Below are 19548 nucleotides of genomic sequence, written 5' to 3'. Positions count from 1 at the left end.
AAAAGGGAAGGCATATGCCTTCCCTTTTTAATACCTGTTTGATGCTTAACGCGAGGTCTCTTCCACCAGCGGCGCGTCGTGTTTTTCATCGTCAGGATGAACCGGCGCGGTGCTGTGAATTTCGTGAACGCGCTTACGCACGCCGAACCAGCCAGCGATCAGCAGCACGGCCAGCAGCGGGATGGTGGCGATGGTATAGGTGCCGTTCGGGTAGTCGAACGCCATCAGCACCAGCACGCTGAACAGGAAGAGCAGGGTGAGCCAGGAGGTCACCGGCGCGCCCGGCAGCTTAAAGCTGATATCTGCGGCTTTGCCTTCTTTAATGGCTTTACGCAGACGCATCTGGCAGACCACGATAAAGGCCCAGGAAGCGATAATGCCGAGTGCGGCCACGTTCAGAACGATCTCAAAGACCTGAGACGGCACCAGATAGTTCAGGAAAACGCCGAAGACATACACCACCAGCGTGGCAAGAATGCCTGCGTAAGGCACGTGCTGCTTGCTCATCTTCGACATGAACTTCGGCGCTGAACCGCCCATCGACATGGAGCGCAGGATACGCCCGGTAGAGTAAAGTCCGGAGTTCAGGCTGGAGAGCGCCGCCGTCAGCACCACGATGTTCATGATGCTGCCCACGTAAGGCACGCCGAGCTTCGAGAAGAAGGTGACGAACGGGCTCTGGCCGGCCTGATAGGCGTTCCACGGCAGCAGCAGAACCAGCAGCACCACGGAGCCGACGTAGAACAGACCGATACGCCAGATCACGCTGTTAATGGCTTTTGGCACCATCGTTTGTGGGTCTTTACATTCGCCCGCAGCGGTACCGACCAGCTCAATAGAGGCAAAGGCAAACACCACGCCCTGCACCAGAACCAGCGCAGGCAGCAGACCGTGCGGGAAGAAACCGCCGTTATCGGTTATCAGGTGGAAGCCGGTAGCATTGCCGTCCAGCGGCTTGCCGCTGCCGAGGAAGACGGTACCGACCACCAGGAAAATCACAATGGCGAGCACTTTGACCAGCGCAAACCAGAACTCCATCTCGGCGAACCACTTCACGCCGATCATGTTCATGGTGCCGACGATCGCCAGCGCGCCAAGGGCAAAGACCCACTGCGGCACATCACCGAACGCGCCCCAGTAGTGCATATACAGCGCAACGGCGGTGATATCGACGATACCGGTCATCGCCCAGTTGACGAAGTACATCCAGCCTGCCACGTAGGCGGCTTTTTCACCGAGGAATTCTCGGGCGTAAGAGACGAAGCTTCCGCTGGAAGGGCGATGCAGTACCAGTTCACCCAGCGCGCGAAGAATGAAGAAAGAGAAGATCCCGCACACCAGATAGACCAGGGCGAGAGCCGGGCCCGCCATCTGCAGACGCGCGCCAGCACCTAAAAACAGACCCGTTCCGATAGCGCCGCCGATGGCGATCATTTGAACCTGACGGTTGCCCATCGCTTTGTGGTAGCCCTCTTCGTGGGAGTTCAACCAGCGACGTTTCGCAGCGTGATGATCGGCTGCGCTTTTATTGCTTGTTTTCATTGAGTTACCTGTTTGCCTGTCTGAACCATTATCGTGATAGTCCTGCCTGGCAGAGCGCAATACAAACGATTGCTTCTGCGCAAACACATGCCGCCTTCCCAGTCATTCTGCGTATGGATAAGGCGAAACATGGCGAGGCATCCTACCTGCAATTGATAAGCGACGCAAAATATAACCGTGCCGAAAGTGATGCACGTCGAAGGAAATCGTGTGGTCAGAGCAGAGGGGGATCACAACACGCTGAATCGTGATGAGTTTTTAGTCAAAACAATCGCGACGTTGTTTATTTAATCATCAGATTCCCTTAATTATTACCAGATGGTATAAATTTTTACTGCCGCAGGGCATCGAGAAGCAACCTGAACGCGGTTGTGTGCTGTCGACGGCTTGGATAATAGAGGTGATATCCTTCAAACGTGGGGCACCAGGACTCAAGGACCCTGACGAGCCGTCCGTACTGAAGGGCGTCCAGGACCGAGGACTCGGGCACGTAGGCTAATCCGAGGCCACTCTCCGCCGCGTCGATGCGCTGCGACAGATTACTCAGTGTAAGCTGTCCTTCAACCCGCACCCGAAGCTCGCGCCCGTCGCGCTCAAACTCCCAGTCATACACTGCCCCTCGGGTGGGCAGGCGGAGATTGATACAGCGGTGTTCACCCAGCTGCTCCGGCACGAGCGGCACGCCAAAACGAGCCAGGTAATCCGGGGAGCCGACGACCGCCATGCGCATGTCCGGCGCTATCCGCACCGCAATCATATCTTTTGCCACCTGTTCACCCAGGCGTACCCCCGCGTCGAAGCGGCCATCGACGATATCTGTCAGGCCGTTGTCGACCGTCACTTCGACGTTGATTTCAGGATACTGCAGCATAAAAGCCTTCAGTGCCGGCCAGAGCACGGCGTTCATCGCGTGCTCGCCGGCGACGATGCGGATAGCGCCTGCGGGTTTGTCGCGGGTGCTGCAAAGCGCCGTGAGTTCCTGTTCGATCTCCTGCAGATGCGGGCTGAGGCGCGAAAAGAGCTGCTCACCCGCGGGTGTCGGAACCACGCTGCGGGTTGTGCGGGTTAACAGGCGAACGTCTAATCGCGCTTCAAGCTTGCGCATCGCATGACTCAGTGCCGATTGCGAGTCGCCCAGCTGCGCCGCTGCGCGCGTAAAGCTGCGCTCGCGGGCCACTACCATAAAGGAGAGCAGGTCGTTGAAATTATCTTTTAGCATTGCGGTTCTATTTATGAATTTGAGTCATGTGTTCTATCTCATTATGTACCCTAATGCTCCAGAATGCTTTGCGCTACTGTTAACGCAACAGTCAACAAGGAGCAAAAGATGAAAATTATCCGCAGCGGTTCATTACCTTCAGCAACAGGCCCGGAGGCCTGGTTTACCGGCGCTGTTCGCATTGACGCGCCCTTTCAGGCGAGCGAACCTGCCAGCGTCGGCGGGGCAACCGTGACCTTTGAGCCGGGGGCGCGCACGGCCTGGCATACGCATCCCCTGGGACAAACGCTGATTGTGACGCAGGGGCGCGGCTGGTTACAGGCGTGGGGCGAAGAGGCGGAAATCCTGAATCAGGGCGATATCGCCTGGATCCCACCCGGCGTGAAGCACTGGCACGGCGCAAGTGCGCAAACGGCGATGACGCATATCGCCATCGCCGAAGCGGTAAACGGCAGCCCGGTAACGTGGCTGGAAAAAGTGACCGACGAACAGTACCCGAACGGCTAACCGCCAAAAACGGCAATCGCCTGCTGCAGGCGCGGTTGATCAAACAGCAGCACCAGACTGGCCAGCTGCAGACGTTTCTCAGGGAATAAATAGACTGCCAGACAGGAGAGTAACACCGCCGCGGTAATACCAGGAAGCATTTCGTTAACAGAATGAAAACGTTATGATTCGGTCTCATTTTCGTAAATACAGGGAGGCTGAGGTGAAAATTAACGTCATCGGAACCAGCGGAAGTGGAAAAAGCACGCTGGCGAAGCAGATTGCGACCGAACTGGCTATTCCCTATATCGAGATGGACAGACTCTACTGGCGACCCGAATGGCAGGGAACGCCGGACGATGAGTTTCAGGAAAAGCTTGAGCAGGTGCTACAGGCGTCGCCAGACTGGGTACTCGACGGCAACTATAACCGCACGCGGCCCGTTAAATGGCGTAATGTAGACGTTGTCGTGTGGGTGGATTATGGGTTTGTCCGCACCCTCTGGCAGGCCGTCAACAGGGCAATCAAACGGGCCTGGCATAAACACGAGCTTTGGCCCGGAACCGGGAACAAAGAGAGTTTCCGGCGCGCGTTCTTCAGTAAAGAGTCGATTCTCATCTGGACGATGAAAACGTGGCGTAACAACCGCACGCGTTATGAAGCCGATCTGCAAAACCCGCAATATGGGCATATCCGCTTCGTCCGTATTACCCGCCGCGGGCAGGCGGAAACGCTGATTGCCGCCTTAAAATCTTATTCTTAGTAGGGTTTTATATATCTGATTTCCGGCAAACCAAATGTAAATTAATTGTTTCTCAGTGGTGAAATACGCCTTTAATAATGTCGACATGTTAAGTCAAACGAGAACGCAACATGTCATGGCGAATCAGCATTCTGGATAAAAGCCCCATCGCTGAAAATGAAACGGCTGCCGATGCGCTGGCGCGGACGTTAGCGCTGGCGCAACAGGCAGAAAATCTGGGCTATCACCGCTTCTGGATTGCCGAACACCACAACACTCCCCATCTTGCTAGCCCTTCGCCGGAGCTGCTGATTGCCTGGATCCTCGGGCAAACAAAGCGCATCCGCGTGGGCTCTGGCGGCGTCATGCTTCAACACTACAGCCCCTATAAAGTCGCTGAAAACTTTAACGTTCTGGCCGCGCTGGCGCCGGGTCGCGTGGATCTGGGCGTCGGGAAAGCCCCCGGTGGTTTGCCGCTCTCAACCCGCGCGCTTCAGCAGGGCCTGAATCAGCAGGAAAAGGGCAGCTTTGCCGAACAGCTGGACCAGCTCGATCGCTGGATCCGTCCTGAAAACCAGTCGGCGGAAGAGGCCGTTCGTGCCACGCCGTTGCCGCCGGTCCCTGCACAAGGTTTCCTGCTGGGGGCCAGCCCCGAAAGCGCGCTGCTCGCCGCATCGCTCGACTGGCACTTCGTCTTTGCCGCACACCTGAACGGCGATCCGGAGCTGCTGCGCGAGGTGGTATCGATCTGGCGGAAGAACAGCGCGCGGGAGGTGATTGTGGCGGTGCAGGCGGTTGTCGCGCCGACCCAGGCCGAAGCGGACGCGCTGGCGCAGAAGGTCGAAGTGTGGGGCGTTGAGCTGGCAAACGGCCAGCGCGTAACCGTCGCCAGTGAGGAGCAGGCCTACGCCTTTGCCCGTCAGGCGGGGAGCGAGCCGGTACGCATTGCCCGTCGGGCCCAGTCGCTGCTGGCGGGAACAGCTGAGTCGGTGCTGGAACAGCTTAACGCGCTGCACGAACAGTGGGGCATTGACGAATTTATCATCGACACGCCGGTCGCGGAGGGGGCAACGCGCGTCGCGTCTCTGCGTCTGCTGGCCGAGGCGCGTCTTAACAGGGAGGTCACCGTATGAGCTTCGGCGAACAACTGATTGCCTGGCGTCGTGAGCTGCACCGGAACCCGGAGCTGTCCGGCCAGGAAGTGGAGACCACCGCGCGCCTGCGCCAGTGGCTGACGAATGCCGGTATTCCCCCACAGCCTTACGATCTGCCGACCGGTCTGGTGGCGGAAATTGGAACCGGTAGCAAGCTGATTGCGCTGCGGGCAGACATTGATGCCCTGCCAATTGAAGAGCGCAGCGGCGTGCCGTTTAGCTCGCAGCATGCAGGCGTGATGCACGCCTGCGGACACGATATCCACACCAGCGTGATCCTCGGCGCCGCGTTAAAGCTCAAAGAGCGGGAAGCCTCACTTAACGGCAGGGTGCGTATCCTGTTTCAACCTGCCGAAGAGAACTTTGGCGGTGCGAAGAGCATGGTGCGTGCCGGTGCCCTGCGTGACGTCAGCGCCATTTTCGGTATGCACAACGAGCCGGGCCTGCCGGTCGGTGAGTTCGCCACCCGCGGCGGACCGTTTTATGCCAACGTCGATCGCTTCGTGATCCGCATCACCGGCAAGGGCGCACATGCGGCCCGCCCGCACGAAGGCAACGACGCCATTGTGCTGGCGAGCCAACTGGTGACGGCGCTGCAAAGCGTCGCCAGCCGCAACGTCAACACGCTGGATTCGGTGGTGCTGAGCGTGACGCGCATCGCAGGGGGTAACACCTGGAACGTGCTGCCCGAAAGCGTCGAGCTGGAGGGCACGCTTCGCACCCACCGCACGGAGGTGCAGCAGAACGTGAAGGCCCGCGTGGGCGAAATTGCCGCCGGGTTTGCCAGCGCCTTCAGCGCGCAGATCGACATCACCTGGTATGCCGGGCCCACCGCGCTGGTGAACGACGAGCGCTGGGCCGACTTCGCCACCTCGGTCGCGCGTGAGGCCGGTTATGAAACCCGGCACGCGGAACTGCATATGGGCGGGGAAGATTTTGCGGTCTACCTGCAGTCTGTTCCCGGCGCGTTTGTCAGCATCGGCAGCAACAGCCCGTATGGTTTACACCACCCGGCGTTTAATCCTGACGAAGCCCTGATTGAGCCCGCAGCCCGCTATTTTGCACAGCTGGCGGAAAAAGCCCTGCAACACGTTTAATTCTGGAGAGGTAAATATGTCTGCACATCGTCAACTGCGGCTTGGGACCATTTTGCATGGTGCATCGGGCAATATGTCCGCCTGGCGTCATCCGGCGGCGGTCGCGGATGCAAGCATTAATTTTGAATTTGTAAAAGAGACGGCGTTAAAAGCGGAGGAGGGCAAACTCGATTTTTTATTCGTTGCCGACGGTCTTTATATAAATGAAAAATCCATTCCGCATTTTTTAAACCGCTTTGAGCCGTTAACGGTATTATCCGCGCTGGCAAGCATCACTACGCGGCTGGGGCTGGTGGGAACGTTATCCAGCTCCTACAGCGAACCCTTTACCACGGCGCGCCAGTTCGCCAGCCTCGATCATCTGAGCAACGGACGTGCGGGCTGGAACGTGGTGACTTCGCCGCTGGAAGGGTCGGCAAAGAACTTCTCGCGCGAAAAACACCCCGAGCATGCGCTGCGCTATCGCATTGCGGATGAGTATCTCGACGTGGTGAAAGGGCTGTGGGACTCCTGGGAAGGCGACGCGTTTATTCGCAACAAAGAGAGTGGTCAGTTTTTTGACCCGGCCAGGCTGCATACCCTCGATCACCACGGTGACTTCTTCCAGGTCGCCGGTCCGCTGAATATTGGTCGCACCCCGCAAGGGCGTCCGATTGTTTTTCAGGCGGGCGCGTCGGACGACGGGAAAAAGCTGGCGGCAAAACATGCCGACGCCATCTTCACGCATCACGAAACGCTCGACGAGGCAAAAGCGTTTTACCGCGACGTGAAGCAGCAGCTGGAAACAAACGGCCGCCGCGCGTCAGATTTACATATCTTCCAGGGCGTCAGCGTGATTGTGGGTAAAGACGCCGATGACGTGGAAAACCAGTATCAAACCACGGCGGCGCTGGTGTCGGTTACCGATGCCCTCAATTACCTCGGGCGTTATTTTGAACATCACGATTTCAGCCAGTATCCGCTCGACGAGCCGTTCCCGGATATCGGTGACTTAGGCAAAAACAGCTTCCGCAGCACCACCGATGAAATTAAGCGAAATGCCCGCGAGCGCAACTTAACCCTGCGCCAGGTGGCGCTTGAGGCCGCATCGCCGCGCCCGCGCTTTTCCGGCACGCCGGAGGAGGTCGCCGACGGTCTGCAGGCCTGGTTTGAAGGCTATGCCGCAGACGGCTTCATCATCCAGGGCGGTACGCCGGATACCTTTCCGCGCTTTATTGACCAGGTGGTGCCCGTTTTACAGGCCCGCGGCCTGTTCCGCACCGACTACCCGGGAACTACGCTGCGCGAAAGCCTTGGCTTAGACCAACCGAAAAACCAGTTCACACAACAATAAAAGAGAACTCCGCTATGCAGAAAACATCGCTTATTCTGGCGCTCGCGCTGGCCTTTACCCCTGCCGTCTGGGCAGAGAATGTGAACATTAACGGCACCGGCGTGAGCATCGAGGCCAATAAAACGCCGATCAATACCGCCAAAAACAGCGATGCAGTGGCGCAGCTGCCGAAAGATTATCGCTTCGCCGTGCCGGGGAAATTTACCGTGGCGGTGGCGGGCCTGAATCAACCGCCGCTGACGGTATTTTCCGACGACAACAAAACGCTGCTCGGGAGTGAAGTTGACGTCGCCCGTCTGGTGGCCGACAGCCTCGGGCTTGAATTGAACGTGGTGCCAACGTCGTGGGAAGACTGGCCGCTGGGCGTGGCGTCCGGGAAATATGATGCCGCCATCAGCAACATTACCGTTACCAAAGCGCGCAAAGAGAAGTTTGATTTCGCCACCTACCGTAAGGACTCCCTCGGTTTCTACGTGAAATCGACCAGCCCGATCGAATCGCTTCAGAAGGCTGAGGACATCGCCGGGCTGCGGATTATCGTTGGTTCCGGGACCAATCAGGAGGCCATCCTGCTGGCATGGAATGCTGAAAACCTGAAGAAGGGGCTGAAACCGTTTACCCCGATCTATACCAAAGACGATGCGGCGCAAACGCTGGCGCTCCAGTCCGGGCGCGCGGATGCCTACTTTGGCCCGAACGTAATTGGCGCATGGAAAGCGGCGCTGAACGGGAAAACTAAACTGGTCGGCAGCGTCGACGGCGGCTGGCCGAAGGCGGCGCACATTGCGGTGACGCTGAAGAAAGGCAGCGGGCTGGTTGAGCCGGTGCAGACCGCGCTGAACGGCGTCATCAAAAACGGCGATTACGACAAAGTGCTGAACCGCTGGGGGGAAGGCGTTGAGCGTATTCCGCAGTCAGAAGTGAATCCTGATGGCCTGGGTGATTAAGGAGGCGCTATGCGTGAACAATTTCGTGACGTTTCACCGGAAGATGCCGAACTTCAGCCCATTATCGAGGGGCTGTTCGGTGAATATGCCGCCCGCTACGGTGACTACTTCTCTAAAGACGCGGAAGTGGAACTCACCGAGTGGTATTTAGCGCCGCGGGGGCTGTTTATCGTTCTGGAGCGTGACGGAAAAATCATCGCCACCGGTGCGTACAAACCCTTCGACGAACGCACCGCGGAAATCAAGCGCATCTGGACGGACAAAACCCTGCGTCAGCAGGGGCTTGCCGGACGCGTAGTGCAGGAGCTGGAGCGCAGGGCGGTGCTGGCAGGTTACAGCCAGATCTACCTGACAACCGGTTTTCGCCAGCCGGAAGCGGTCAGGCTCTATCTCAGCCAGGGCTACCAGCCACAGTTTGATCTGAACCGGGATCCGGAAGAGTACAGCCAGCCGCCGTTTGACGGTCGGCTGCGCTTCACTAAAACGCTGGTACGCGAAGCGTTCAGTAAAACCGCATGAGGAACGACGATGAGCAACGTTGAAACCATTAAGGTGGTCCCGGCGCGTTATCCGCTGCGGACCGTCGGCGCCGCGGTGGCGCTGTTTGTGCTGGCGGTCGTGATCCAGTCCGTCGCTTTCAACCCGCGCTGGGAGTGGGCGGTGTTTGCCCGCTGGTTCTTTGACCCGGTTATTCTCGAAGGCGTAGGGCAGACTCTGCTGCTTACCCTGATCGGTACCGCGCTGAGCGTGGTATTGGGCGGCATGCTGGCGCTGGCGAGACTCTCCTCGTCATGGCTGCTGAGCAGCCTGGCGTGGGGCTATATCTGGCTGTTTCGCTCGCTGCCGCTGATCGTGGTGCTGATCATTCTCTACAACTTTTCCTATCTCTACGACACGCTCTCCCTCGGCGTGCCGTTCACCAGCATTAGCTGGGGCAGCTTTGAGACCATTAACGTGCTCGGGCAGTTCTCCACCGCCGTGGTGGGACTAACGCTGGTGCAGAGCGCCTATACCGCCGAGATCATTCGCGGTGGATTCCTCGGCGTCGATCATGGGCAGTATGAGGCCGCCGCCGCGCTCGGCCTGCCGGCCTGGCGACGTACGGTGCGGATAATCCTGCCTCAGGCGTTGCGCACCATTCTGCCGTCCGGGTTCAATGAAATTATCAGCCTCGCCAAGGGGACGGCGATGGTCTATGTCCTGGCAATGCCGGAGCTGTTCTATACCATCCAGATGATCTACAACCGCACGCAGGAGGTGATCCCGTTGCTGATGGTCGGTGCCGCGTGGTACCTGGTGATTACCACCGTCTTGTCCGCTATTCAGTACGGTGTTGAACGCGCACTCGCCCGCAGCGAACGCCGCTCTGCGGTTAATCAGAACCGCGCCGCCCGTCGCACCCGTTCCGTCACCACCACGCCAGCACAGGAGCCTATCCATGCAAGCCTCTCCTGAAGGACATATCTCGATTACCGGCGTCAGCAAGTATTTTGGTCGCCATAAGGCGCTCGACAACGTTTCGCTTGAGATCCCGCCCGGTTCCGTGACGGTCATTCTCGGGCCCTCAGGCTCGGGCAAATCGACGCTGCTGCGCACCATTAACCATCTGGAGCGCGTCGACGAAGGCTTTATTCAAATCGACGGGGACTACATTGGCTACCGTCGTCAGGGCGACAAGCTCTATGAGCTGAAGGAGAAAGAGATCCTCAGGCAGCGCGTCAACGTGGGCTATGTGTTTCAGAACTTCAATCTCTTTCCTCACCTCACGGTGCTGGAAAACCTGATTGAGGCGCCCATCGCGCATAAGAAGCTCAGCAAAAAAGAGGCGGTGGAAAGGGCATACAGCCTGCTGGATGTGGTCGGGCTGCGGGATAAGGCCGATGCCTGGTCTCGCCATCTCTCCGGCGGGCAGCAGCAGCGCATTGCGATTGCCCGCGCGCTGGCGCTACGCCCCCGCGTGATGCTATTTGATGAGCCGACTTCCGCGCTGGATCCGGAGCTGGTGGGAGAGGTGCTGGACGTGATCAAAAAACTGGCCCGGTCCGGCACTACGCTGGTGGTGGTCACCCACGAGATCGGTTTTGCCCGCGAGGTGGCGGATCAGGTGGTGTTTATGGTCGACGGGAAAATCGTGGAGCAGGGCAGCAGCGACGCGGTATTGAACCGTCCGTCGCACGCGCGAACGCGCCAGTTCCTGTCAAAAGTGCTGTAAGGAGCGCAGATGAAATACGGACTTCTGGCGGGGCTGGTCTTCACAACGGCAAGCCACGCCAGCATCGATCTGAAAGCCAACGAGCAGCCGCTGCCGGTGACGGTGGATCGGCAGGCCGTGGCGAAGATCCCCGCCGGTTATAAATTCGTTGAGCCGGGTACGCTGACGGTCGCCGTCTCGATGCTGAACTCCCCGCCGCTGGCGCTGCTGGCCAGCGATAACCGCACGCGGATTGGCAGCGACCCGGATATCGCCCGCCTGCTGGCGGGCAGCCTGGGGCTGAAGCTAAAGCTGGTGCCAACGGCGTGGGAAGACTGGCCGCTGGGCATCGCTTCCGGGCGCTACGACGTGGCGCTGGTGAACATTGCGGTGACCGAACAGCGTAAAGAGAAGTTTGATTTTGCGACCTACCGCGTCGATTCGCTGGCGTTTTCAGTTAAGTCCACCAGCGAGATTCAATCAATCAAAAGCGCGGAAGATCTGGCCGGGAAAAAGGTGATTGTCGGCTCGGGCACCAATCAGGAGCGCATCCTGCTGGGCTGGAACGAAGAGAATAAAAAGGCGGGGCGAGCGCCTGCGCTGCCGGTCTATCTCCACGACGATGCCTCGGGCAATCTCTATATCCAGTCCGGCAGGGCGGACGTGTTCTTTGGCCCTCAGTCGGTTTCAGCTTACAAAGCGGCGCTCACCGGCAAAACCCGCGTGGTCGGTTTAGGTCCGAAAAAAGCTTATGTCGCCACCACGACCAAAAAAGGCAATGGGCTGGTGTACGCGCTGCAGGCCGCGCTGAACGGGGCGATTGAGCGCGGTGATTACCAGAAGGTGCTGGCGCGCTGGGGGGAGCAGGGCGAAACGGTGGCGCAATCGGAGGTCAACCCGCCTGGGATAACCTACTAATGGTGCTCTACACTTAGGATTTTCACTCCTGAGGGGGCAACATGATGAAACTCTATGGCGTACCCGGCTGGGGCTCGGCAATCAGTGAAGTGATGCTGACCCTGGCTGATATCCCTTATCAATTTGTGAACGTTGACGGGTTTGACCAGCCCGGCCCGCAGCGTGAACTGCTGCAAAAACTCAACCCGCTGTGCCAGGTGCCCACGCTGGAGCTGGAAAATGGCGCCATCATGACCGAAACGGCGGCGATTGCCCTGATGGTGCTCGACCGCTGTCCCGATCTCGCCCCGCCCGTGGGGCAGGCCGAGCGTCAGCAGTTTCAGCGTCTGCTTATCTGGTTCGTGGCGAACGTCTATCCCACCTTTACCTATGCCGATTATCCCGAACGCTGGGTGCCCGATGCGCCGGAACAGCTGCAGAAAAACTGCATTGAGTACCGGAAATCCCTCTATCTGTGGTTTGAAAATCAGCTTAAGGCCGCGCCGTTTGCGCTGGGTGAACGGCTGACGCTGCTGGATGTGTATATTGCGGTGGCGCGCACCTGGGGGCCTCGCCATGAGTGGTTTGCGACAAATACGCCGAAGCTTACGGCGATTGCGGATACCGTGTGTCAGCTGCCGGAACTGCACAAGGTGTTAAAGGCAAACAACATTATCTGATAACGTGGATTGCTCACACATAACAGGAAGCCTGCATATGCCACACGTAGATATCAAATGTTTTCCCCGCGATCTTAACGACGAGCAAAAAAACGCGCTGGCGGCAGATATCGCCGAGGTGATAATTCGCCATTTCAACAGCAAAGACGGTTCAGTATCGGTGGCGTTGAACCAGGTAAACCCGGAAGACTGGAAGGCACAGGTCTGGGATACCGAAATCGGACCGAAGCTGGACGAGTTGATTAAAAAGCCCGGGTATTCAATGTAATCTTTCGCCGGGTGAGGTCATCGTCTTACCCGGTTTCTCCTGCCGCTTACGCCTTCTTTTCGCAAAAAACGATAAAAATAAGTTTTATCTGATCCGTTACACTTAATGTTCACGACCGACATTTAATCAATCCTTAGGAAAGATCGACAACAGAATCAATTAAGGACAGTCACATTAAAGGATAATTTTCTCATGACAAAATTACCCCGGTTTTCACCTGCTTTTTTCCACCCGCGATACTGGCTAAGCTGGACAGGCATCGCCGCCCTGTGGCTTATCATGCTGCTGCCTTACTCGCTGTTGTTCAGACTCGGCCACGTTCTGGGCCGGTTAGCCATGCGCCTCCTACCGCGCCGTGTCGAGATTGCCCGCCGCAACCTGGAGCTTTGCTTTCCGCAGATGGAAGCAGAAGCGCGTGAATCTTTGCTGCAGCGAAATTTTGAATCCGTGGGAATGGGGGTAATCGAAACCGGCATGGCGTGGTTCTGGCCTGAATGGCGGGTGCGTAAATGCTTTACCGTGCGCGGTTACGAACATATGGAGCAGGCCAGGGCGCAGGGAAAGGGCGTGGTGCTGGTTGGCATGCATTTTCTGACGCTTGAGCTGGGCGCGCGGATATTTGGCATGCTTAACCCCGGTATTGGGGTTTATCGTCCCAACAATAATGCGCTCCTGGACTGGCTACAAACGCGCGGTCGTCTGCGTTCGAATAAAACCATGCTGGATCGTCATGATTTAAAAGGCATGATCCGTGCCCTGAAGCAGAATGAAATTCTCTGGTACGCGCCGGATCATGACTATGGCAAAGCCAACAGCGTGTTTGCGCCATTCTTCGCCGTCCCGGATGCCGCCACGACGGCGGGCAGCTATATGCTGGTCAAAAGCGCTAAGCCTGCCGTTATTCCGTTTGTGCCGCGCCGCAGAGAGGACGGTACAGGGTACGAGCTGATTATTCTTGAAGATATCAGCGCGTCATTGCAGGGTGCGGATAAAGAGTCTGTCGCAACCCAGATGAACCGGGCGATCGAGCGCGTGGTGCTGATGGCGCCGGAGCAGTATATGTGGCTGCACCGTCGCTTCAAGACGCGTCCTGAGGGCGTGCCGGACAGATATGCCCGTAAAAAAATCTCCGCGCCCCCTCGGGCTGGCTTAACCGACGATGAATTCTCGCAGCAGTCGGGCATGCAGCACTAAAACGCCACGCAAAAGGCTGCTGGAGCTAGTTTCCGGCAGCGCTTTTGGCCTTTAGCAGTATTTCCATCAGCCCGGGAAAACGGGCATCCAGATCCTCCCGACGCAGTGAAATCATATTTTCTCGTCCCTGCGGACGCTGCCAGATGACCCCACTGTCGCGCAACACGCGCCAGTGGTGGGTCATCGTGGACTTCACCACGTCCTCCGGGCGCAGCGCGTTACAGCTGAGTTCGCTGCCGTCGGCGAGCCGGCGAATAATCGATAGCCGGAGCGGGTTGCCGAGAGCAAACAGCACATTTTCCAGCAGTATTTGTTCAGTTTCAGGGTGGTTAGGGATCATCGTTTTCCTGCGCGTGATGTCAGATTGAGCTATATCAACAATAGGTCAACCCTTAAAAAATAGTTCGATAATACTCGTACAATAGGACTATTATAGCAAACGAACCAATGCACGACCATCCCGGTCGTCACAAACACGTCATAGTGACTAAGGAAATATCATGCCCCGACCCATTCCTCTCGAACGTTATCGCAACATCGGTATCTCCGCGCATATCGATGCCGGTAAAACCACCACCACTGAGCGCATCCTGTTTTATACCGGGATGAGCCACAAGTTGGGTGAAGTACACGATGGCGCGGCAACCACCGACTGGATGGCGCAGGAGCAAGAGCGCGGGATCACCATTACGTCCGCGGCGGTCAGCTGCTTCTGGCCAGGCATGGACAGAGGCTTTGAGCCGCACCGGATCAACATCATCGACACCCCGGGGCACGTGGACTTCACCATCGAGGTGGAGCGTTCCATGCGCGTGCTCGACGGCGCGGTGATGGTGTATGACTCCGTGGGTGGCGTGCAGCCGCAGTCGGAAACCGTCTGGCGTCAGGCCAATAAATATCACGTACCGCGTCTGGCCTTCGTCAACAAAATGGACCGTCCGGGTGCCGATTTCTTCCGCGTCGTGCGGATGATGCAGGAGCGCCTGAAGGCCAATCCGGTGCCGATTGTCATCCCGGTGGGTGCCGAAGATCATTTCACCGGCGTGGTGGATCTCATCAAGATGCGCACCATTCTGTGGGACGATGCGACGCAGGGTATGGTGTTTACCTATGCCCCCGTGCCGGACGATTTAGTCAGTACCGCCCAGGAGTGGCGGGAAAAAATGGTCTCCGCGGCGGCGGAAGCCAGCGATGAACTGATGGACAAATACCTGGAAACGGGCGACCTGACGGAGGCGGAAATTATCCAGGGGCTGCGCATTCGCACCATCTCGGGCGAAATCCAGCCGATGCTGTGCGGCAGCGCCTTTAAAAACAAAGGTGTGCAGCGCATGCTGGATGCGGTGATTGAGCTGATGCCGTCCCCGCTGGACGTGCCGGCCATTGACGGCGTTGATGAAAAAGGGCAGCACGCGGAGCGTCATCCGAGTGATGATGAGCCGTTCTCGGCGCTGGCGTTCAAGCTGATGAGCGACCCGTACGTCGGGCAGCTGACCTTTATCCGGGTCTACTCTGGCGTGCTGCGCAAAGGCGATGCGGTCTATAACCCGGTGAAAGAGAAGAAAGAGCGCATCGGGCGCATCGTGCTGATGCATGCCAACGATCGCCATGAGGTGGATGAACTGCGCGCCGGGGATATCGCGGCCTGTGTCGGGTTAAAAGACGTGACCACCGGTGACACGCTCAGCGATCCGAACGCCGTCATTACGCTTGAGCGCATGGAGTTCCCGGACCCGGTGATCTCGCTGGCGATTGAGCCGAAAACCAAAGGCGATCAGGAGAAAATGGGCATTGCGCTGCAGCGTCTGGCGGCGGAAGACCCGTCTTTCCGCCTGCATACTGACGAGGAGTCCGGTCAGACGATTATCTCCGGGATGGGTGAGCTACACCTCGAGATTATCGTCGACCGCATGAAGCGTGAGTTTGGCGTCGAGGCGAACATTGGTCGTCCGCAGGTAACCTACCGGGAAACCCTGCGCAAGGCGGTGAAGGATATTGAAGGGAAATTTGTCCGACAGTCCGGCGGGAAAGGGCAGTACGGTCATGTGGTCCTGAGCCTGGAGCCGCTGGAGCCCGGAAGTGGTTTTGTATTTGAAGATGCCACCAAGGGCGGCGTGGTACCGCGCGAGTATATCCCGTCCGTGGAGAAAGGGCTGCGGGAAGCGATGAACAGCGGCGTGCTGGCGGGCTATCCGGTGGTGGATGTCAAAGCGACCCTGACCTTTGGTTCGTACCACGACGTCGACTCCTCGGAGATGGCGTTCCGCATGGCGGCGATCCTCGGCTTCAAGGAGGGCGCTCGCAGGGCGGATCCGGTGATCCTTGAGCCGATCATGCACGTGGAGGTGGAAACGCCGGAAGAGTACGCCGGGAACATCATGGGCGATCTCTCTTCCCGACGCGGCATGGTGCAGGGAATGGCGGAGCAGTACGGAAGCCAGATTATCCGCGCCGATGTGCCGCTGGCCGAGATGTTTGGCTACGCCACGACGCTGCGTTCGATGTCCCAGGGACGCGCGACGTACACGATGGAGTTCCACCATTTTGCAGAGGCACCGCGAAATGTGGCGGATGAGATTATTGCGAAGCGTGCGAAGTAGTTAATTAATTGCACATGGTAGTCGGTGGGCTACCATGTGCTTTTTAATACCTGGCGGAAGAAATAGGACGCTGTCATTGAGGCAGTGCCAATAGCTTATGCTACCACTCTATGGTTCCAGCTATCTTTGTAAACGATATTACCTTCACAGTGCTTCCAGGTAATACTTTCATATCGAAGAAGAACTGTTTCCAGGTGGGTGCCGGAGCCTACGCCAGGGTATAAATCAGGTGTTATTGACGTGATTTTAACATTCTCAAGTAGAATGTTAAAATACTCGATTTCTACTCCTGCTTCGTTAATCATGAACATTTTTATCATTGCTGATTTGAGCGTGACCCCGGTTGTTAAAGCTTTGTATAAAAGAGGCGTTACCCGATCGAACTCTTTCTGAAACATAATCGGTGCGTGAATTCGTGTACCCGTCAGGCGACCTGTATTACTATCGGCTGGAATATTGACATTATGAGTGAGTGATTTTAGCTCAATAGCCCCAATACGTCCGGAGACCAGCGATGATCCCGTCATGGGTGAACCATTTTCATCCGTTAACCACATATAAGCTGGATTAGACATAGTACATCCTTTTATTTCATTTTCGTTATGCGTGAAGTTAATCGAGGGAATAACCAAACCAGAATGAAGATTGTAAGCAATGTCAATAACAAGCAATGCTCCGGAAAAAGATGAAGCCATAGCAAGCCAAAACCAATGACAAGCGCAGGGAAGACTACGCTTTCTAATAACAGTCTGATTAGGTTCTTAAACATTTAAATCCCTTTCTATAAAATCGGCTAAATCATCCAGATTTGAAAAGGAATTCAATTTCATTTTTTCAAATAATTTTGAAAGAATGGGTTCGCAAAAATAATAGAGCATCTCCAGTTTCGCCTGGTACAGAATCCAGTAATAATCGGAGTTAATCGCTTTCAAATGGCGGGCAGCGAGTGCGCATTTTTGTTGAATGCCATAAAATTGAAGGACGAAGATCCCTTGTGGCAATTTCGCAGACAGGCGTTCAACAACAAGTTTGGACATAAGGCTGGAGTGAGAAAGCATGATCGAGGCGGCAGTAGCAAACGCATAGCGTGTAGCTCCCGCTACGTTTATGTGAGAGCTGAATTCTGCAATTCTTTTTGTGAGTTTACGGGCTGAACCTTCTGGGTTGCCATCCTTTACGTCATCACATACGGTTTTCAGGTACAGATAAAATACGTGAGCAATAACATCGGCGTGTTTGAATATCGACTCTATTGAGTAAAGCGTTCTGATTTCTTCAGCTTGTAACTCCTGACAGATATCATTGTACCTGGGAATAAAACATGAAGAATACCAACTGACTCGCTCAATACCGGAATATATGTCGGATGCAACTCCTTTTGCCGACTGCAAAATGCCGCCAATTGCGTTCTCCATAGTGAGGGCCAAATGGTGGTCACTCTGAAATTTTATCCTTAAATAATCAGATGCTGTCATGATGTAAGGCCCTTTGTAAGCTTTATATTTACGTCATTAGTTCTAAAACATAGCGAGTTTCCTCTTTTTTTCTGACAGCGGGTAAGCATTAAATGTTATATAAAATCATAATATTTCAATGATATATGATTGATCTTATCAATCCAGCGCCTTCACCATTTTCCCGCTCGCCACAAACGTCCCAGCCCCTAGATGATGCAGGGTATTCAACTTATCCCCGTCAAACTGCCAGCGCCCGGCGACAAACGCGCGCTCATCGGCTGCCGCTGAAACCACTTGTCCAAACAGCGTGTCGTATTTCTCTGCCGCAGAGGTGACGGGAAGTAATCGGCACTCCATCCACGCCAGACATTTTTCTTCAATCACCGGCAGCCCGAGCTCAGGGCCGTTCACGACCGGGATCCCGTAGCAGTTGAATTTGTCCTCGTCGCGCCCGCTGACGCTGCCGACAGCGTATGTCCAGTTAGCTGCCGCCACGCCGGGGATGACGATGCCAAACTTCCCGCTATGCTCAATCAGCTCACGTGACCAGGTACTTTTGTCCACCACAATCGCGATGCGCGGCGGTTCAAACTCAACGGGCATTGACCATGCGGCGGCCATAACGTTACGTCTGTCCAGGGTTTCATCACGACTGGTGATAAGCACGGTAGGGCCGTGGTTCAACAGGCGGCTGGCATGACGTAATTCAACAGGGCGAAAGTGGCTCATAGGATCTCCTCATCGGTAACGATGAGTATGACGAAAAAGCACGTAAATCAAAGTGAGTGCGTAAAATTAGTTTATAAACAGAACATCACAATCAAAGGAAAATGATGTATGTCCCCCTTTCTGACTGACTATTTTGCCCGCATTGGGTGGGCGCAACCGACACGGGTTGATATCGAAACCCTGCGCGCGCTGCATTTACACCACAACTGTGCGATCCCGTTCGAAAATATTGATGTCGTCCTGCCGCGCGAAATCCATCTTGACGATCAATGTCTGGTCGACAAGCTGGTGACGGCGCGACGCGGAGGATATTGCTTTGAGCAAAACGGCCTTTTCGAGCGCATGTTGCGTGAAGTCGGGTTTAACGTGCGCAGCGTGCTGGGACGCGTGGTATTAGCGAGCCCGCCGCAAATGCCGCCGCGCACGCACCGCCTGCTGCTGGTTGAACTGAACGGAGAACGCTGGATAGCGGACGTTGGGTTTGGCGGCCAGACGCTGACGGCGCCGATTCGCCTGCTTGCCAACGAGGAGCAGGGGACACCACACGGTATGTACCGGCTGCTGAGCGAAGGCAACGACTGGGTGCTGCAGTTCCGACACCACGAGCACTGGCAGTCGATGTACCACTTTGACCTGACGACGCAGTATTTCAGCGATTACGTGATGGGGAATTTCTGGTCGGCGCACTGGCCGCAGTCGCACTTCCGTCATCATCTGCTGATGTGCCGCCATCTGCCGGACGGCGGCAAGCTGACGCTGACTAACTTCAACTTTACCCACTGGCAGAACGGTCACGTGGAGGAACAGATCCATTTGCCGGATGCGGAGGCGCTGTATAAGCTGATGCAGGAGCGGTTTGGCCTGGGCGTTGATGACCCGAAACACGGCTTTACGCTGGCCGAGCTGACGGCAGTGATGGCGGGGTTTGATACGCATCCGCAGGCAGGGAAATAGCCCGGTGGCGGCTACGCCTTACCGGGCCTGCGGGAGTGTGAACGTAGGTCGGGTAAGG

General features: G+C 56.5%; 20 protein-coding genes and 1 pseudogene. 14 read left to right on the top strand and 7 right to left on the bottom strand.

Annotation, left to right across the window (positions count from 1 at the left end):
* Positions 1–45: 45 nt before the first annotated feature.
* Both ansP and IM271_RS01105 read right to left on the bottom strand, forming a co-directional pair.
* Positions 46–1542: an L-asparagine permease gene (gene ansP / locus IM271_RS01110; RefSeq protein ID WP_028013287.1), complete on the bottom strand. Its 1497-nt coding sequence runs from the start codon at positions 1540–1542 to the stop codon at positions 46–48.
* Positions 1543–1873: 331 nt separating this feature from the next.
* On the bottom strand, positions 1874–2761 hold the full coding sequence (locus IM271_RS01105) for a LysR family transcriptional regulator (protein ID WP_193052025.1): 888 nt from the start codon (positions 2759–2761) through the stop codon (positions 1874–1876).
* Positions 2762–2869: 108 nt separating this feature from the next.
* On the opposite strand from IM271_RS01105, the gene IM271_RS01100 reads away from it, so the two are divergent.
* Positions 2870–3268 (top strand): cupin domain-containing protein, encoded by a 399-nt coding sequence (locus tag IM271_RS01100; protein ID WP_045260619.1) that lies wholly within the window; start codon positions 2870–2872, stop codon positions 3266–3268.
* Here IM271_RS01100 and IM271_RS01095 read toward each other — a convergent pair.
* Complete coding sequence (locus IM271_RS01095) at positions 3265–3408, bottom strand: hypothetical protein (RefSeq protein ID WP_154818592.1); 144 nt, start codon at positions 3406–3408, stop codon at positions 3265–3267. The genes IM271_RS01100 and IM271_RS01095 overlap by 4 nt on opposite strands.
* Before the next feature lie 62 nt (positions 3409–3470).
* On the opposite strand from IM271_RS01095, the gene IM271_RS01090 reads away from it, so the two are divergent.
* The 11 genes and pseudogenes from IM271_RS01090 to IM271_RS01035 all read left to right on the top strand — a co-directional run bounded on the left by IM271_RS01090 (position 3471) and on the right by IM271_RS01035 (position 13750).
* Positions 3471–4010 (top strand): AAA family ATPase, encoded by a 540-nt coding sequence (locus tag IM271_RS01090; protein WP_193052024.1) that lies wholly within the window; start codon positions 3471–3473, stop codon positions 4008–4010.
* 110 nt (positions 4011–4120) lie between these two features.
* Positions 4121–5122: an LLM class flavin-dependent oxidoreductase gene (locus IM271_RS01085; RefSeq protein WP_192971132.1), complete on the top strand. Its 1002-nt coding sequence runs from the start codon at positions 4121–4123 to the stop codon at positions 5120–5122.
* Complete coding sequence (locus IM271_RS01080; protein WP_028013282.1) at positions 5119–6240, top strand: amidohydrolase; 1122 nt, start codon at positions 5119–5121, stop codon at positions 6238–6240. Before IM271_RS01085 ends, IM271_RS01080 begins: the two co-directional genes overlap by 4 nt.
* Before the next feature lie 16 nt (positions 6241–6256).
* Positions 6257–8520 (top strand): annotated as a pseudogene (locus IM271_RS20155) (NtaA/DmoA family FMN-dependent monooxygenase).
* Between the two features lie 9 nt (positions 8521–8529).
* On the top strand, positions 8530–9039 hold the full coding sequence (locus tag IM271_RS01065; protein WP_192987004.1) for a GNAT family N-acetyltransferase: 510 nt from the start codon (positions 8530–8532) through the stop codon (positions 9037–9039).
* Between the two features lie 9 nt (positions 9040–9048).
* Positions 9049–9975: an amino acid ABC transporter permease gene (locus IM271_RS01060; RefSeq protein WP_063437940.1), complete on the top strand. Its 927-nt coding sequence runs from the start codon at positions 9049–9051 to the stop codon at positions 9973–9975.
* Positions 9959–10732 (top strand): amino acid ABC transporter ATP-binding protein, encoded by a 774-nt coding sequence (locus IM271_RS01055; RefSeq protein WP_045260613.1) that lies wholly within the window; start codon positions 9959–9961, stop codon positions 10730–10732. Before IM271_RS01060 ends, IM271_RS01055 begins: the two co-directional genes overlap by 17 nt.
* Positions 10733–10741: 9 nt before the next feature.
* Complete coding sequence (locus IM271_RS01050) at positions 10742–11629, top strand: ABC transporter substrate-binding protein (protein ID WP_193052022.1); 888 nt, start codon at positions 10742–10744, stop codon at positions 11627–11629.
* Positions 11630–11670: 41 nt separating this feature from the next.
* Positions 11671–12288 (top strand): glutathione S-transferase family protein, encoded by a 618-nt coding sequence (locus tag IM271_RS01045; protein ID WP_041909801.1) that lies wholly within the window; start codon positions 11671–11673, stop codon positions 12286–12288.
* A gap of 37 nt (positions 12289–12325) precedes the next feature.
* The gene (gene pptA, locus IM271_RS01040; RefSeq protein WP_045630478.1) at positions 12326–12556 is read left to right on the top strand and encodes a tautomerase PptA; all 231 of its coding nucleotides are present in this window, start codon (positions 12326–12328) and stop codon (positions 12554–12556) included.
* Positions 12557–12748: 192 nt separating this feature from the next.
* Complete coding sequence (locus IM271_RS01035; RefSeq protein ID WP_193052021.1) at positions 12749–13750, top strand: Kdo(2)-lipid IV(A) acyltransferase; 1002 nt, start codon at positions 12749–12751, stop codon at positions 13748–13750.
* A gap of 25 nt (positions 13751–13775) precedes the next feature.
* Here IM271_RS01035 and IM271_RS01030 read toward each other — a convergent pair whose 3' ends face one another.
* A complete protein-coding gene (locus tag IM271_RS01030) occupies positions 13776–14090 on the bottom strand; it encodes a helix-turn-helix transcriptional regulator (protein WP_041909805.1) in 315 nt (104 codons plus the stop codon).
* A 160-nt stretch (positions 14091–14250) separates the two neighbouring features.
* Between IM271_RS01030 and fusA the strand changes: the two genes are divergently transcribed.
* Positions 14251–16350 carry an elongation factor G gene (fusA, locus tag IM271_RS01025; RefSeq protein ID WP_193052020.1) on the top strand — a complete coding sequence of 700 codons (2100 nt, stop codon included), beginning with the start codon at positions 14251–14253 and terminating at the stop codon, positions 16348–16350.
* Positions 16351–16445: 95 nt separating this feature from the next.
* On the opposite strand, the gene IM271_RS01020 is transcribed toward fusA, so the two are convergent.
* The 3 genes from IM271_RS01020 to IM271_RS01010 all read right to left on the bottom strand — a co-directional run bounded on the left by IM271_RS01020 (position 16446) and on the right by IM271_RS01010 (position 18536).
* Positions 16446–16925, bottom strand: a complete 480-nt coding sequence (locus tag IM271_RS01020) for a type VI secretion system tube protein TssD (protein ID WP_193052019.1) — start codon at positions 16923–16925, stop codon at positions 16446–16448.
* A gap of 186 nt (positions 16926–17111) precedes the next feature.
* A complete protein-coding gene (locus IM271_RS01015; RefSeq protein WP_193052018.1) occupies positions 17112–17825 on the bottom strand; it encodes a hypothetical protein in 714 nt (237 codons plus the stop codon).
* Between the two features lie 138 nt (positions 17826–17963).
* The gene (locus tag IM271_RS01010; protein ID WP_193052017.1) at positions 17964–18536 is read right to left on the bottom strand and encodes a flavin reductase family protein; all 573 of its coding nucleotides are present in this window, start codon (positions 18534–18536) and stop codon (positions 17964–17966) included.
* 108 nt (positions 18537–18644) lie between these two features.
* On the opposite strand from IM271_RS01010, the gene nhoA reads away from it, so the two are divergent.
* Positions 18645–19490 carry an N-hydroxyarylamine O-acetyltransferase gene (nhoA, locus tag IM271_RS01005; RefSeq protein WP_193052016.1) on the top strand — a complete coding sequence of 282 codons (846 nt, stop codon included), beginning with the start codon at positions 18645–18647 and terminating at the stop codon, positions 19488–19490.
* The last annotated feature ends 58 nt before the right edge of the window (positions 19491–19548 follow it).

Origin of the sequence: Enterobacter cloacae complex sp. I3 (assembly GCF_014896175.1) — a bacterium.
In the GTDB taxonomy this organism is placed as follows: Bacteria; Pseudomonadota; Gammaproteobacteria; order Enterobacterales; family Enterobacteriaceae; genus Enterobacter; species Enterobacter bugandensis.
Note: the sequence above shows the minus strand (reverse complement) of the source record. Positions and strands in the feature narration are given on the sequence as shown.

Bases quoted from the DNA above. Each gene is read 5' to 3' on its own strand.
- ansP (WP_028013287.1), bottom strand. From the start codon at position 1,542: ATGAAAACAAGCAATAAAAGCGCAGCCGATCATCACGCTGCGAAACGT.
- IM271_RS01105 (WP_193052025.1), bottom strand. From the start codon at position 2,761: ATGCTAAAAGATAATTTCAACGACCTGCTCTCCTTTATGGTAGTGGCC.
- IM271_RS01100 (WP_045260619.1), top strand. From the start codon at position 2,870: ATGAAAATTATCCGCAGCGGTTCATTACCTTCAGCAACAGGCCCGGAG.
- IM271_RS01095 (WP_154818592.1), bottom strand. From the start codon at position 3,408: ATGCTTCCTGGTATTACCGCGGCGGTGTTACTCTCCTGTCTGGCAGTC.
- IM271_RS01085 (WP_192971132.1), top strand. From the start codon at position 4,121: ATGTCATGGCGAATCAGCATTCTGGATAAAAGCCCCATCGCTGAAAAT.
- IM271_RS01080 (WP_028013282.1), top strand. From the start codon at position 5,119: ATGAGCTTCGGCGAACAACTGATTGCCTGGCGTCGTGAGCTGCACCGG.
- IM271_RS01065 (WP_192987004.1), top strand. From the start codon at position 8,530: ATGCGTGAACAATTTCGTGACGTTTCACCGGAAGATGCCGAACTTCAG.
- IM271_RS01060 (WP_063437940.1), top strand. From the start codon at position 9,049: ATGAGCAACGTTGAAACCATTAAGGTGGTCCCGGCGCGTTATCCGCTG.
- IM271_RS01055 (WP_045260613.1), top strand. From the start codon at position 9,959: ATGCAAGCCTCTCCTGAAGGACATATCTCGATTACCGGCGTCAGCAAG.
- IM271_RS01050 (WP_193052022.1), top strand. From the start codon at position 10,742: ATGAAATACGGACTTCTGGCGGGGCTGGTCTTCACAACGGCAAGCCAC.
- IM271_RS01045 (WP_041909801.1), top strand. From the start codon at position 11,671: ATGATGAAACTCTATGGCGTACCCGGCTGGGGCTCGGCAATCAGTGAA.
- pptA (WP_045630478.1), top strand. From the start codon at position 12,326: ATGCCACACGTAGATATCAAATGTTTTCCCCGCGATCTTAACGACGAG.
- IM271_RS01035 (WP_193052021.1), top strand. From the start codon at position 12,749: ATGACAAAATTACCCCGGTTTTCACCTGCTTTTTTCCACCCGCGATAC.
- IM271_RS01030 (WP_041909805.1), bottom strand. From the start codon at position 14,090: ATGATCCCTAACCACCCTGAAACTGAACAAATACTGCTGGAAAATGTG.
- fusA (WP_193052020.1), top strand. From the start codon at position 14,251: ATGCCCCGACCCATTCCTCTCGAACGTTATCGCAACATCGGTATCTCC.
- IM271_RS01020 (WP_193052019.1), bottom strand. From the start codon at position 16,925: ATGTCTAATCCAGCTTATATGTGGTTAACGGATGAAAATGGTTCACCC.
- IM271_RS01015 (WP_193052018.1), bottom strand. From the start codon at position 17,825: ATGACAGCATCTGATTATTTAAGGATAAAATTTCAGAGTGACCACCAT.
- IM271_RS01010 (WP_193052017.1), bottom strand. From the start codon at position 18,536: ATGAGCCACTTTCGCCCTGTTGAATTACGTCATGCCAGCCGCCTGTTG.
- nhoA (WP_193052016.1), top strand. From the start codon at position 18,645: ATGTCCCCCTTTCTGACTGACTATTTTGCCCGCATTGGGTGGGCGCAA.